This window comes from Paenibacillus sp. FSL R5-0766, assembly GCF_037971845.1.
Classification (GTDB): Bacteria; Bacillota; Bacilli; order Paenibacillales; family Paenibacillaceae; genus Paenibacillus.
In genome coordinates, this window is record NZ_CP150227.1 from 2,837,191 (window position 1) to 2,852,308 (window position 15,118).

Here is a 15,118-nt window from a genome sequence, read left to right on the forward strand (position 1 = left end):
GCATTCTTATTATCTATTACATGTGAATAAATTAACCGTCGCCGGGAGTCTTATCCATGATCAGTGTTTTTATCAACTCACATTGAAAAGGAAAGATTCCCTTTTGCTTTTTTTTTGGAAATAGGTAGTTATCAAGGGAGATTCATCTACTGGGGTGGGAGCGCAAAATATGACAGTATTCATCATAAAGCAAAGCATCATGTTTGTCATACTGTATGGAATCCAATTTTTGATCGGTACGATTGTACTCAAATATCAGTTGCGTGTGAATTACGCTCGTAAAATTGTTCATTTCATGTCTTTTATTACACCAATGGTTATTGAATTGATCGTGAGTTCCAGTACAGGATATACCGGGCCCATTTTTATCGTCGGAATGCTGATGAACTGCGTTATTATGCTCATTTATATTAAGCCAATTCGCGAGAAAAGTGTATTGGTTCAACGCATGTTTGCTTCTTTTGATCGTCCGGAAGATCGTCCTCATACTTTGCTGTGGATGAATACGCAATTAATTGCCGGCTACGTCGTTCTGGCACCCTGCTTTCTGTATTTTCAAAGCATAGGTTATGGTACGCTGGCCTTTATTCCCGTTATCATCAATGGACTAGGAGACGGGCTTGCCGAACCGATCGGTATTCGCTTTGGAAAACATAAATATCGTGTTCATGCCTTATTTTCAAAGAAAAAGTTTACGAGAAGTATCGAAGGCAGTTTATGTGTGTTCCTATCCGCAGTATTGATCCTTTTGGTGTTTGCAAGCAGTTTTACAGTTCCACAATTAGTTGTTGCACTGCTGGTTCTTCCTATAGCTGTAACTCTAGCTGAGGCATTCTCACCCCATACTGTAGATACACCGTTTATACTTATCGTTGGTTTTGCGTGTTTGTACATGATCATTTCATTTGTTTAACAAGGAGAACTTCATATGACAACCAGTGAATACAAGGTGATTTCTATTAAATCCAGTTATGAAGCATTCATTAATTATAGCTATATTGTCGTTGATGAAACGACCCGGGAGGCAGCCGTTATTGATCCTTCCTGGGACCTCGAAGCCATTCTGGATTCTCTGGAAGCTGAGCAGGCCAAACTCACACACATCCTGTTGACACATTCCCATACGGATCATGTACATCTTGTGGGGGCATTGCTCGACCGTTTTAATCCTCAGGTTTATATGGGGGGTGCCGAAATTGATTTTTTTAGGTACCACTGTAAGAATTTGAAGCCTGTAAAGGATCGAGATGCCGTTTTGATGGGCAATACACTAATATCCTGTATAAACACCCCAGGACATACGCCGGGCTCTATATGCTATTCATTAACAAATCATATTTTTACAGGAGATACTCTGTTTGCAGAGGGATGTGGCATATGCTCCGAACGCGGAGGGGATCCAGGTGCGATGTATCAGAGTTTGCAAAAAATACGGCAGCAAATACACCCTTCCGTCAGGGTATACCCTGCACATTCATTTGGCATTGAACCGGGTCAGACACTTCAGATGCTGCTTGAGAGAAACATATATTTTAATATTTTCGATGAAGAACAGTTTATTGCTTTCCGGATGAGAAGGAATCAACCGGATGCCAAAAGCTTTGTGTGAAGGAACAAGAGGAGTGGCATATGAAAGAAAACGTTGTTTTTATGTTCTCCGGTCAGGGTTCACAATATCTTCAAGCGGGAAAAGAATTATACCGGAGTTATTCGGTATTTCGCCGATGGATGCAGCAGATGGATCGTTGGGTTCAAGACATCGGCGGCAGATCCATTATACAGGAATTATATGATTCAAATCGGCCTTATTCTGATAGTTTCGAAGAAACTCTAATTACACATCCCGCCATTTATATGCTGGAATATGCGCTTGCAAGGACATTAATGGAGAACGGGGTTATACCCACAACCGTTGTTGGTACCAGTTTGGGGGAGTTCGCTGCAGCGGCTGTATCCAACGTAATAACTCCCAAGGCGGGACTGGAAGCAGTGTATAGACAAGCTGAAATTATACACAGGACTTGTATTCCGGGAGGCATGCTGGTTGTATTGCATAGTCGTGACATCTATGACACTAATCCGGAGCTACATGCGGAGTGTGAGCTTGTTGCTGTGAACTCGTCAAATCATCTAGTCATCTCGGGGGAGTTGAAAGGGCTTACAATAGCGGAGAATTGGCTAAAAGGCGAAGGGATTTCTCATGTCAGACTGTCTGTTACTCATGGCTTCCATTCAGCATGTATCAATCCTGCGGCCAAAGAGTATTTAGCCTATCTGGACAAGCTGTCTTACGATGCACCCCAGATTCCGCTTGTCTCTAGCTTGACCGGACAAGCTGTCACCAAGGTATCAACCGATCATTTTTGGCGAGTTGTCAAGGAACCGATTCTTTTCTCTCAGGCGATATCTCATATAGGAGAAGAGAAACCGGATAGTATATTTCTGGATTTGGGGCCTTCGGGTACACTTTCCAGCCTCATAAATCAGATTAGCCACAGGAAGGAACGAACATATATAACCATGACTCCCTTCCATCAGGATGCAAAACATGTGGAAGAGATCATTAGTCGTTACGCCAATTCGAATGAAACTGGAGGGGATGAACCTTTGTGGGCATATGTATTTCCAGGGCAGGGATCACAGAAGTTGGGCATGGGTGAAGGATTATTTGAACAGTTTCCAGAGTTGACCCGGCAGGCGGATGATATTCTTGGATTTTCCATTCAGGAACTGTGCTTGTACGATCGGTCTCAGCAATTGAGCCTGACAGAATATACGCAGCCGGCTTTGTTTGTTGTTAATGCCATGATGTATCTACATAAAATCAAGGAAACGGGCAGAAAGCCAAGTTTGGTTTCGGGCCACAGTCTGGGAGAATACAATGCACTTTTTGCCGCAGACGTATTTGATTTTGCTACAGGATTGAAGCTTGTACATAAAAGAGGAGAAATCATGAGCATGGCCCCTAAAGGGGGGATGGCTGCGGTTATCGGTTTAACCGAGAGTGCGTTGAAGACAATCCTTCAACGATTTGGACTGCATCAACTGGATATCGCCAATCTGAACTCCCCGACCCAAATTGTTCTGGCAGGGCCTCAAGAAATCATTGATCAGGCCAAACCAATTTTTGAGCAAAACGGTGCACAGATGTATATCCCTCTCAGGGTCAGCGGGGCATTTCATTCCCGTTATATGGAAGAATCAGCCAAACAATTCGATCAGCACCTCCAGCGTTATACATTTTCCGCTCCTACGATGACCGTCATCTCAAATTATACAGCACGACCCTATCGTACAAATGAAATTCATGCCAATTTGGTCCGCCAAATTACACATCCGGTTCGCTGGTCTGAAACGGTAAGGGTTCTGATGGGCATGGGCGTAAACACAATAGAAGAGATCGGTCCAGGCAACGTGCTGACTAAGCTGGTTACAAAGATTCAGACAGAGTGCGAACCCATCGTATATCGTCCTGATGACATGTCTGTCAAACCGTTATCGTCAGCAGTCCACCCCGATACTCCAATATCATCCGTTGTACAGCCTGGCAGCCAAGAAACTCGACTGGCCGAGTCTCTTGGCTCGAAACCCTTCAAAAAGGACTATAATTTGAAATTGGCCTATTTGACAGGTGCAATGTACAGAGGCATTGCTTCGGCGGAGATGGTTGTTAAGGTGGGGCAATCGGGAATGATGGGCTTTTTGGGCACAGGGGGGTTAAGCCTGAAGCAGATCGAAGAAGGAATCGATTATATACAACACCATTTGCAGGATGGACAGGCATATGGGTTAAATCTTCTTCATCAAATGACACATCCTGAACGTGAAGAAGAACAAGTTAACTTATTACTACGTAAAGGTGTAAATACAGTAGAGGCTTCTGCCTTCATGGGTGTTACTCCGGCATTAATCAAGTACCGTGCCCATGGACTGAAGCGTTCTTCAGACGGGCGGGTATCCGCAACCAATCGCATTATTGCCAAAGTATCTAGACCTGAAGTGGCTGAAGCATTTTTAAGCCCCGCTCCGGAATTCATGGTTGAGAAGATGTTGAAGGAAAACAAGATTACATCTGTTCAGGCAGAACTCCTGAAAAAAGTACCCATTGCAGAGGATCTGTGCCTTGAGGCTGATTCGGGTGGACATACAGATGCGGGTGTGGCATATGTCATGCTGCCTGCCATGGTTCGTCTTCGCAATACAATGATGGAAAAGTACGGTTATTCGAAAGAAGTCCGCATTGGTGCTGCCGGTGGTATTGGTACACCTGAAGCAGCAGCAGCAGCATTTTTGCTCGGAGCGGATTTTATTGTAACAGGTTCAATCAATCAATGCACGGTTGAAGCAGCTACTAGCGATGCTGCCAAGGATTTACTACAGGATATGAACATTCACGACACGGAATATGCCCCCGCTGGAGACATGTTTGAGATTGGAGCCAAGATACAGGTTCTTCGCAAAGGTGTATTTTTCCCCGCCAGAGCGAACAAGCTTTATGATTTATATCGGCAGCATGATTCTTTGAATGACATTAGCGAAAAAAACAAACAGCAGCTGGAAAACAAATATTTCAAAAAAACCTTTGATGAAGTATACCGCCAGGTTGTTCAATATAGATCTTCCGAGGAAATACAGAAAGCCGAGCAGAATCCCAAATACAAAATGGCCTTGGTGTTTAAGTGGTATTTTGCCCACAGTACAAAGCTTGCAATGGAAGGAACAGCAGGTCATCAGGTCGATTATCAGATCCACTGTGGTCCAGCCTTGGGAGCGTTTAATCAATGGGTGAAAGGTACAAATCTCGAGGATTGGAGAAACCGTCGTGTAGCTGAAGTGGGCATAAAGTTGATGGAAGATACGGCTTTGGTTTTACAGGAACGATTGAAGCAATTGGCTGGGCAGGTTGAGACGAACTAACTTTTAGCATTGTTAGGGACAGGGGGTGTGATGATGCGACAAAAGAAGGGCACGAAGTCAACATCCGATAGTAATCCGGAAATGAGCCTTACGGATATTGTGATCGTTGGTATGGCGTGCAGGTTTCCGCAGGCTAATCATTATACGACGTTTTGGGATAATCTTGCGAATGGTGTGGATTCCGTCAGGGAGGTTACCCCAGATCGATGGGATGTATCAAGGTTCTATTCTCAAGATATTGACGCCCCGAATAAGAGTATTGGAAAATGGTGCGGTCTGCTGGATGATGTGTATTCTTTTGATCACCGCTTTTTCAGTATCTCTCCCCGAGAGGCCAAAAATATGGACCCACAGCAACGAATGATACTTGAAGTTTCCTGGCAATGCATTGAAGATTCCGGGATTTCACTTCAAAGGTTACAGAATCAGGTCACTTCCGTTTATGCCGGAGTAATGACGGTAGATCACCGCCAAATGGCGTGCCTTCCCGAATTGGAGATAGATAGCTACGCTTGTCTTGGAAATTATGAAAGTATTCTTGCCAATCGAATTTCTTACGTTATGGACTTCAAGGGCGCGAGTATATCAGTAAATGCAGCTTGTGCATCTTCATTAGTAGCCGTGCATGAAGCCAAACAAGCCCTGCAACGAAATGAGTGCAATTACGCCTTAGCTGCATGTGTAAATCTAAATTTGCATCCCTGGAAGTTTATTTCATTTTCCAAGTCAAGAATGTTAAGTCCGGATGGACGTTGTAAAACCTTTGATAAGGAAGCCAATGGTTATGTACCAGGGGATGGAGCAGGCGTGTTATTGCTTCAAAGGCTTGAAGATGCTTTAGCGGAAGGTAATCATATCTACGGGATTATCAAAGGATCTGCCTGCAATCATGGTGGAAGAAGCGCATCCATAACTGCTCCGAGCATGAAGGCACAACAAGACGTCATCTTGGCTGCTTATCAGGATGCAGATATTTCCCCGGAAATGGTCACGTATATTGAGGCACATGGAACGGGAACGTCATTGGGAGATCCGATTGAAATTGAAGCGCTTAAAAATGCATTTGCTGCCTATACTTCCCGAACCCAATTCTGTCGGATTGGCTCGGTAAAAACCAATATTGGCCACTTGGAGAGTGCTGCGGGCATGGCTGGTATTGTGAAAGTGATCATGATGATGAAACATGGTAAAATACCTGCCAACCTTCATTTTAACGATCCTAATCCGATCATAGATTTTAAGAATACTCCTTTTGAAGTGGCAGGGGCTCTAACTGATTGGAACAGTGCTGGCGAAGGTTTGCCTTTAAGAGCGGGCATAAGCTCTTTCGGTTTTGGTGGAGTCAACGCACATCTGGTGATTGAACAGTGGTGCACTGCACCCTCGAACAAACAGAAGGATGCAGCAGCAGGCCGTTCTCAGCTGTTCACGCTATCAGGCAAATCAAAATGGCATTTGGAAAAACAGCTTGAATCGTGGAGGGCATTCTCGCTCACACCCGAGTTTGATGAGTGTACGCTGCGTGATATTAGTGGAACATTGTTCACGGGAAGAGTGGCTTTTCCTTATCGTTATGCTGTGATGGCAGACAACTTACAGCAGTTGAAGGAAGAGTTGCATTCGGAATCAAGTCATCCTTTCATGCCAAAGCAGCAAAAGTGGGCAATAAGAGTGGGACACTTTTCCTATATAAACTATGAGCAATTTAGCATGTTAACCCGTGATTTACCGCATATGGAGGACATCGTTCAATCCTTACTGGATCAAATTGCTGATCGTCCACTTGCCGATCATTATCGGCGGATGTTCTACAATGAACCATGGGGGAAAGAGACAATTCCTTGCTGTCAGTTCATTGCGGGATATGCCGTTCTTCGATGTTTACTTGATGCGGGCTTAAAAGTGGAATGGATGACAGGGGAACGTACAGGAATGTGGGCAGTTCTTGGGGTAAACCAGATGATTGTGCCAGAACAAATTCTTTCGAGGCTTGCAGGGGGAAATGAAGCTGACATCATTAAACTTCATCGTCCGTGTATTCCCTATTATGATCCAACACTGCAAGATATTTTGTATCCGGTTTCTTTTAACGAGGCCTATCTTCGTCACTTGTTGGGTGGCACACTAGTTGAAAGTGTGGGCTCTGGGAACAGACAAGATGATCGATTGGAATATCCAATGGTCAGTGATCACGAACGGGTTCAATATTATCTAACTAAGGGTCAATCACTCATCTCTCATCAGTTCACCTTCAGAAAGTATATAGATGAATGGTCGAATCTTCTAGGTAAAGTAAGTGGGGACGATTGGAATTTGGAGGAGTTGCTTGGGAAGCCTGTTGCTGTCTTGATGTTTACGGAGCTTTCCACTCAACAGTTGTTCATTATCGTTACGGCTGTGGCTCATTCACTGCGGAGGTTGAATCGCAAATGGGATTTGACGATAATGACTGAGCCCGATCCACGATTCGAACAAATATTGGATCTGATGGACGATCACATCTTACTTCCTGAAATGGTCGCCCAGCTTGTTTTGGATTCCAATGCGGATTATAAGGCGATTGCCCAATCCATGAACCTGAAACAGCAACAGATGCATACGGATCAAAACGAAAACCCATTACATGACCGAAACGATAACCTGCCCGAAATTGGAAATGTTGAGCAATGGCTGCATCAAACACAAGAAAGCCAAGTTGATCTGGAAAAAATTTCGTCAGACATCAAGATCATCGACATCGGAGTAGTTCAATCGGCCGCGCCTGATACGCTGAAACTTGCTTTAAAAGAGGATGAAGCGGGATATGACGTCTGGAATATCCTCGATCAATTATGGCTCCATGGCGTGAATATGAGGTGGGACCTATGGTTCCCTTCAGGAACATTTAACAAGTGTGCTTTGCCGACTCAGCGTTTCGAGTCTGTAATACATCGATTACATGACAATAACAATACCCTGGCTAATCAATCGGTTATGGATGTACATAAGCTTCCGCGTCCACAGGGGAAGGGGATAGATCCAGCTTTGCACCCGATGATTGGCTGGAATACCTCAACCTTGGATGAATTCAAGTACCAAAAGCTGTTTACTGGCAAAGAATTTTTTCTGAATGATCATATCGTAGATGGTAAACGGACTTTACCAGGTGTGGCTTATTTGGAAATGGCATTGGCTGCTGCGCAGAAGGCAGGAATCCAGGAGGTTACTGGTTTTGGTGAAGTGGTGTGGTCAAGACCCCTGACGGTTATGGAGCATCCTGTTGAAGTAAATATTTCTTTGTCGAGAGCTGAGGAAAAAGTTCAATTTCACGTATGGACCGGCGATGATTCAAACTCCAGACGAATTCACGGGCAAGGAACGTTGTATGAAATAAAAACAGAAGGCAATAAACAAGCCTTGCGACAAGGCACTGAATACGAAGTTAAACGTGATATGGATGCGATTAGAAGAAGATGTGGTGACCCTGTTCCAGGAGTATATCGCACACTTGAAAAGAGTCTTCTCGTCTACGGTCCGTCCTTTCAATCCATAACGGATTGTTGGGTGAGTGAAGGTGAGGCTATTGCCAGCTTTGCGCTCCCACTCCCTTGTGATGAACAGTCACATGCATATACGCTTCATCCTGTAACGATGGACAGTGCTTTGCAGACAGCGATGTTACTTGTCCAAAAGGTAAGCTCTAGTCTTTGTATGCCCTATTCTATAGGTACCGTCAAATGGTGGAATCGGCTTCCCGACAAGGGGAGTGTGTATGTTAGGCAGCAGAGTACACAAGGGGGAAAAGCGTTCAAGTTTGATATTGTCTTGCTTGATGAACAGGAACTAATATGCATGGAGATGCGTGATTTTACGGTAAGACAGGTTCAGGACAAAAAGCGCCATGCGAAGGACTCACTGAAAACACTTTTGCAAAGATTGGAAGCCGGAGAGGTTGAACCCATTGATGTCTTAACTTATATGGAGGAACGATGAGAAAAGATCAGATGTTATCACTGGATCAGATTCTTGAAATGGTGAAGGGACGACGTCTCTCATCAGAGATAGCCTACCAGCTTATACAGGAAATAGAGCGGCATGATAATTCGGCTTCCAATGAAAAAAACATACAGCAGAATACGTATCTGTATCCATCCTGGGAAATTCAAGACCTTCAATGTACCGTTTTCAAAAGTGAGAGACTTCTGTTATTTGTTACTGGTGAAGAAAACATGGGGCAATGGGATGAGAGTGCTTCCATCATTCGTGTGTTACAAGGAAATCAATTCATCGAGCAGGATGCTGGTACATTCGTAGTCCGTCCGGAACATGAAGAGGATTACGAGCGTTTATTCAACCGACTGTCCGAATTACAGTGGATTCCTGATACTGTCGTTCATGGATGGAGTGGTGCCGTGCTTTCTGAAGATGGAGGGACGCTGCTGAGTAAACAGCTTGCCCAGGGCGTGTACGCTTTATTTTATACATGCCAATGGCTAGCGAAATGTGCTGACAAAAAGAAAGTACATCTTTTATATGCTTATTCCAGCGATCGTAAAGAAGAACCGGCAAATGAAGCTGTAAGCAGTTTCATGCGCAGTGTGAAATGGGAACACCCGCAATGGACATGCCGTACATTGGACATGGGAAATGAACCAATCGATATGTTCCAACTCATCAAACAGGAGCTGGAAGCTCGGGACCAAGCGGTGGAGGTTCGTTATCGGGACAATCGGCGTTATGTAAAAAGATTGGTATCGCTGCCGAAAAGAGAATATTCACAAGTGGAGTGGAACAAAGAAGGCGTGTATTTGATCACAGGTGGGATGGGCGGCATCGGTCTAAAGTTTGCCTCCTTGCTTGCCCAATCCGCTCGTGTCATTGTTTTATCTGGACGCTCCATGCTGAGTAGGGATCAGGAACAACAATTGCATGATCTAGGGAAGTTTGGAGCTGAAATAGTGTATATCCCGGTGGATGTATCGGAACGTGAGTCCGCTTTTAATCTCATCCGTGAGTGCAAAGCCAGATTTAGAGGCATTCATGGTGTGATTCATTGCGCTGGTGTATTGAGAGACTCAATGCTTCAATCCAAAAATAAAGTGGACATGGATGCTGTTATCGCTCCTAAAGTATACGGAACGGTTTGGCTGGACGAAGCTTCTTGTCATGAACAGTTGGACTTTTTCATCGTTTGCTCTTCCGTCATGTCCGTTCTGGGCAACGCTGGACAATGTGACTATGCCTTTGCCAATGGCTTTATGGACGGTTTTTGCCGTCAACGGGATCGTTTGAACAAAGAGGGGATGCGTTCGGGTCAAACGCTCTCTCTGAATTGGCCTTTGTGGTTGGAAGGAGGGATGGGAGTAGATTCAACCCATCGTCTTTTTTTGGAAAATACGCTCGGGGTTTCATCGATATCCAGCGAACATGCTATACAGGCTTTTGAGGATGCTTTTCATTGTAAGGAAAATCAGCTGGTAATTGTTGGCGGAGATGCGGTCAAATTTCAGAAGGTACACGAGAAAACATCGTTTGCGGATGTGGACCCGTCGAAAAAGGATGTGTTGTTGCAGAACAGCATAAATGAAGAAGTTCTACTAGAAAGGGTTTCAGAGGTCATTTTGACCATATCCTCAAAGATTCTTAGTGTTGACATACAGGAACTGGATCTGGATGCGGATAAGAGCGACTATGGATTTGATTCCATTTCGACGACTGATTTTGTCAATCGAATCAACGCAACGTATAACATTGATCTGACGCCTCCTGTTGTGTTTGAATATGCGACTTTAAGGAGCTTTGCAACCTACCTGATCGGAGCTTATGGCGAAGACATTGCCCGATATCATGGAATGAGTGGGGGACACGATGAACCCGTAATGCAGACTTCACATACGGTCAGTGATGATGAAACAAATGAGAACGCAAGTGAGTCTGTCGATGTCCATAGGAGCAATAAAGAACCCATTGCCATTATTGGAATAGGCGCTCATATGCCTCAATCCGAGAGTATGGATGAACTATGGGAGAACTTGGTTTCCGGAAAAACCTTTATTTCCGAAATCCCCCCTGAACGCTGGGATTGGCATCAATATTATGGGGATCCAATAAAGGAAGTTAATAAAACCAACATCAAATGGGGCGGATTTATGAAAGCCATTGATCAATTTGATGCTTCGTTTTTTGGAATTTCGCCTCATGAAGCTGGGTTGATGGACCCGAGACAGCGCATTTATTTGCAAACCGTATGGGAAGCCATTGAAGATGCTGGTTACAGGCCATCCGATTTGTCCGGGAGTAAAACAGGCATGTTTGTTGGGGTGGTTAGTTCAGATTATTATGATTTGATGCATCAATCAGGCATTCCTACCGAGGCACATACAGCTTTGGGCATATTTCATTCCATTCTGGCTAACCGAATTTCATATCTTCTAAATCTGCATGGACCCAGTGAGCCTGTGGATACAGCCTGTTCCGGTTCGCTGGTCGCCATTCATCGGGCAGTGGAGTCGATACACAACGGAGAATGTGAACTGGCAGTTGCAGGAGGCATCAGTGTTATCGCAAGTCCACAGCTGATGATTGCCTTTAATCAGGCAGGTATGCTCAGTGTGGATGGTCGCTGTAAAACCTTTGATCAAGGTGCTGATGGGTACGTTCGTGGCGAAGGTAGTGGGGCATTGCTGCTCAAACCATTGTCCAAAGCGGAAGCGGATGGAGACCATATCTATGGAGTAATTCAGGCAACGGCTATAAATCATGGGGGACATGCCAACACTTTGACGTCTCCAAATCCTAACGCACAGGCAGAACTCATTGTTGAAGCGTGGTCCAGATCCGGAATTGATCCAAGGACAGCAGATTATATTGAAGCACATGGTACGGGGACGCCATTGGGTGATCCGATCGAGATAAATGCGCTAAAAAAAGCATTCTCTCAGCTGGTTCAAAACTGGGATGAGTTGCATGGCACGCAGAGCGGCTCATCCCCGGATTCCACTGTTCCGCACTGTGCAGTGGGAACTATAAAAACGTATATTGGGCACCTGGAGGCAGCAGCAGGAGTAGCGGGAGTACTAAATGTGTTACTCAGTATGAAGCATAACCGATTGCTGCCAAATCTGCAGTTAAATGAAGTTAACCCGTACATCCAGTTGAAGAACAGTCCATTTTATATCGTAAAGGAAGGACAGACGTGGAATCGCAAACATGACACTGTCCCAAGAAGTGCGGGCGTAAGTTCATTTGGCTTTGGAGGTGTCAATGCTCATATCGTCATCCGCGAATATGTGACCAAGCACAATAGTTCCCAAAATATATCCAATCGCCCCCAGTTACTCATCGTTTCTGCAAAGAACAGGGATCGATTGAAAGCATATGCGAGGCGACTCGTTGAATTTCTAAGTCAAACGGATGGGATTACCCTGGCTGATGTTGCATTTACAATGCAAACGGGCAGGGAAGAGCTGGAGGAAAGACTTGCATTGGTGAGTTCAAGCATCGATGACACCGTGGAAATGCTTAATCGGTTTATTGCAGATGAGACAGAAAATCTATCTCCATGTTGGCAAGGGAGCGTAACCAAGCGCAAGCCCTCACAAGATGAACAGGCTATAGCTTACCATCAGCCTTCCACAGATCAGGATTTCATGGTTGAAGCAGAGCTCCATAAACTTGCTCAGCTCTGGGTAACTGGCAACCGGATTGATTGGTCTTCAATGGATAAAAGAGAACGGAAACGGAAAATTTCCATCCCGACTTATCCGTTTGCAGAGACACGGCACTGGCTTCCTAATCCAGTCAAACGGATAGAAAGCCAAGAGATTCATCGGTCGGGAATGGATAACAGATTCATGATGAAGCTGGAAAACAGATCGGATTTTCGGGCATACAGCTACGAATTTGAATTTACGGGTCAGGAATCCTTTTTTCGGGATCACGAAATAAACGGATATAATGTATTGCCTGCCTCAGCACATATTGAGTTGATCAGGGCCGCTGTCATGATGGCTGCTCAACCCAGAGAGGATGAACAAATCAACCTCCAAAAGCTGATATGGCTCAAACCTGTTGTAGCTCAACAAGGTATGGGAAGGCTTCGAATCCTTCTTAATCCATCCTCTAATGGAGATATTGAGGTGACCGTTCAATCTCCAAGTGAGTCCCAGGGGGATGAGACAGAGACCATAGTTTTTAGCCAGGGGACTGCTGTGATTACCAAGCGTGGAGTACGCAAGACTAGCGAAGTGGAGACTATCCTGAGCAACTGTAGTCTGGGAAATTTTACATCAGAGCAATGTTATTCCTTTTTTTCAGCCAGGGGTATGCAGTATGGTCCAGACTTCCAGGGTCTGAAATCTGTAGCAGTGGGTCATGATCAAGCTCTGGCCAGAATTGCCTTGCCTCCGGGTATTATGGATGGATATCAGGACGGCACCATTCATCCCGGACTTCTGGATAACGCTTTTCAGGCTGCAATCGGGATCTGGCTAAGTACTTCGGGAAGTATTCAGGACGAGCAGCAAGATACGCCTTTGTTGCCCTTCTCTATACAACAAATTCAAATATTTGGCTCCTGCGAAGCCGAGATGTGGGCTCATGTCCGAGTCCATCAGGAGAGTGGCAGCGCTGCTGTGCACGCGGATACCGAATATGACATAGATTTGTTTAGTGTGAAGGGTGATGTACGGGTATCCGTTAGGGCAATGCGTTTTAGAAGATCTGAGGCGAAAGCTTCTGGCCTCGAAGAGACTAAAGGGATGGAGACATACGAGTTACAAATGCTGGCCCCTGTATGGAAAGAGCAGACAATCGGCTTGCATGAACATGAATATGAACGTGTACTCAACGATCTCCCAGGAGAAATATGCTTGGTAGGTACGAAGAGCTCGTACTTGACTCAGCTGCTTAAACATCTGCCTCACGCCGAAGTGATCGTTTTGAATCCACAGGATTCCATCATGCGGATCTCGGAACAACTGACCCCAATTATGAACCTTCGACATATGGTGTGGATATCTCCGATAACCGCCGGAAACTCACCTGATGTCGAGGGAATGATTGAGGCTCAGGAAGAAGGCGTGTTTCTTCTGTACAGACTGATTAAGGCACTTCTTCAGGACAGATATGGGAATCGCAGCATGGAATGGACTGTAATCACAATGCGGGCAAACGCCATTCATACACTTGATTCAGTTGATCCCACTCATGCCGGGATACATGGTCTTATAGGGGTATTGTGCAAAGAACGACCTGGATGGAAGGTTAGACAGGTGGATTTGGATCAGTTGAACGATAAGAATATGTACGAGTTGTTTTCGTTGTCTGCTGATTCCTATGGATTCCCATATCTAAACCGACAAGGCGAATGGTTTCGTCAACAACTTGTGCCCGTTACATATTCTCCTGTGAGTTCCGGGCAGTCTCATTCCTATCGCCATGGGGGTGTATACGTTGTTATTGGAGGAGCAGGCGGAATCGGAGAGGCATGGAGTGAATATATGATCCGGCATTACAAAGCCCAGATCATCTGGCTGGGAAGAAGGGAGCTGGATGCTGATATTCAAGCGAAATTGCAAAGGCTGGGCGAGCTTGGCCCCGCGCCCTGTTACATGGCTGTTAATGCAACGGATTCGGAAGCAATGCGTCAGGCATGTATAAATATTAGGCGGAATCATCAAGCCATTAATGGTTTTATTCATTCTGCCATCGTGTTGGAGGATCGCAGTCTGGAATATATGGACGAAGCTTCTTTTCGGAAAGCTTATTCCACCAAGGTAGACATCAGCATCAATATAGCCAAAGCGTGTATCGGAGAGTCGCCTGACTTTGTACTCTTTTTTTCGTCCATGAATTCCTTTTTGAATTCGGCCGGGCAGGCGAATTACGTAGCCGGCTGTACGTTCAAAGATGTATTTGCCCAATTTTTGAGACAGTGCTGTGATTTTCCTATCAAAGTGATGAACTGGGGATATTGGGGAAGTGTGGGTTCGGTACGTTCTGAATATTATAAGACACGCATGGCGAAAGCAGGACAAGGTTCAATCGAAGCTCCTGAAGCGATGGAGGCTCTAGATGTACTGATGAATGGTGTGCTGGATCAGATTGCATTGATAAAGAAACAGTCTTTGGTAGATATACAGATCTTAGATGAAGAAGAATCCATTATGGTCTATCAGGGGGCTGTACCGTCTCAGGTTATATAACAGGGGTCTGAAGAGCG

The 15,118-nt window shown here is 45.1% G+C and carries 5 protein-coding genes; all 5 read left to right on the forward strand.

Going from position 1 to position 15,118, the window contains the following annotated elements; translation table 11 throughout:
* The first annotated feature begins 169 nt into the window (after positions 1–169).
* Genes MKY66_RS12940 through MKY66_RS12960 form a run of 5 tightly spaced genes read left to right on the forward strand, consistent with a single transcriptional unit; the run spans position 170 to position 15,101 of the window.
* The gene (locus MKY66_RS12940; protein ID WP_076217161.1) at positions 170–913 is read left to right on the forward strand and encodes a hypothetical protein; all 744 of its coding nucleotides are present in this window, start codon (positions 170–172) and stop codon (positions 911–913) included.
* A 15-nt stretch (positions 914–928) separates the two neighbouring features.
* The gene (locus tag MKY66_RS12945) at positions 929–1,609 is read left to right on the forward strand and encodes an MBL fold metallo-hydrolase (RefSeq protein ID WP_076217160.1); all 681 of its coding nucleotides are present in this window, start codon (positions 929–931) and stop codon (positions 1,607–1,609) included.
* 20 nt (positions 1,610–1,629) lie between these two features.
* A complete protein-coding gene (gene fabD / locus MKY66_RS12950; RefSeq protein WP_076217159.1) occupies positions 1,630–4,917 on the forward strand; it encodes an ACP S-malonyltransferase in 3,288 nt (1,095 codons plus the stop codon).
* Positions 4,918–4,947: 30 nt separating this feature from the next.
* Positions 4,948–8,889: a beta-ketoacyl synthase N-terminal-like domain-containing protein gene (locus MKY66_RS12955; RefSeq protein WP_083657442.1), complete on the forward strand. Its 3,942-nt coding sequence runs from the start codon at positions 4,948–4,950 to the stop codon at positions 8,887–8,889.
* Complete coding sequence (locus MKY66_RS12960; RefSeq protein WP_076217157.1) at positions 8,886–15,101, forward strand: type I polyketide synthase; 6,216 nt, start codon at positions 8,886–8,888, stop codon at positions 15,099–15,101. Before MKY66_RS12955 ends, MKY66_RS12960 begins: the two co-directional genes overlap by 4 nt.
* Positions 15,102–15,118 lie beyond the last annotated feature (17 nt).

What these genes read in the sequence shown, in the direction of transcription:
- MKY66_RS12940 (WP_076217161.1), top strand. Translation starts at nt 170, where the DNA reads ATGACAGTATTCATCATAAAGCAAAGCATCATGTTTGTCATACTGTAT.
- MKY66_RS12945 (WP_076217160.1), top strand. Translation starts at nt 929, where the DNA reads ATGACAACCAGTGAATACAAGGTGATTTCTATTAAATCCAGTTATGAA.
- fabD (WP_076217159.1), top strand. Translation starts at nt 1,630, where the DNA reads ATGAAAGAAAACGTTGTTTTTATGTTCTCCGGTCAGGGTTCACAATAT.
- MKY66_RS12955 (WP_083657442.1), top strand. Translation starts at nt 4,948, where the DNA reads ATGATGCGACAAAAGAAGGGCACGAAGTCAACATCCGATAGTAATCCG.
- MKY66_RS12960 (WP_076217157.1), top strand. Translation starts at nt 8,886, where the DNA reads ATGAGAAAAGATCAGATGTTATCACTGGATCAGATTCTTGAAATGGTG.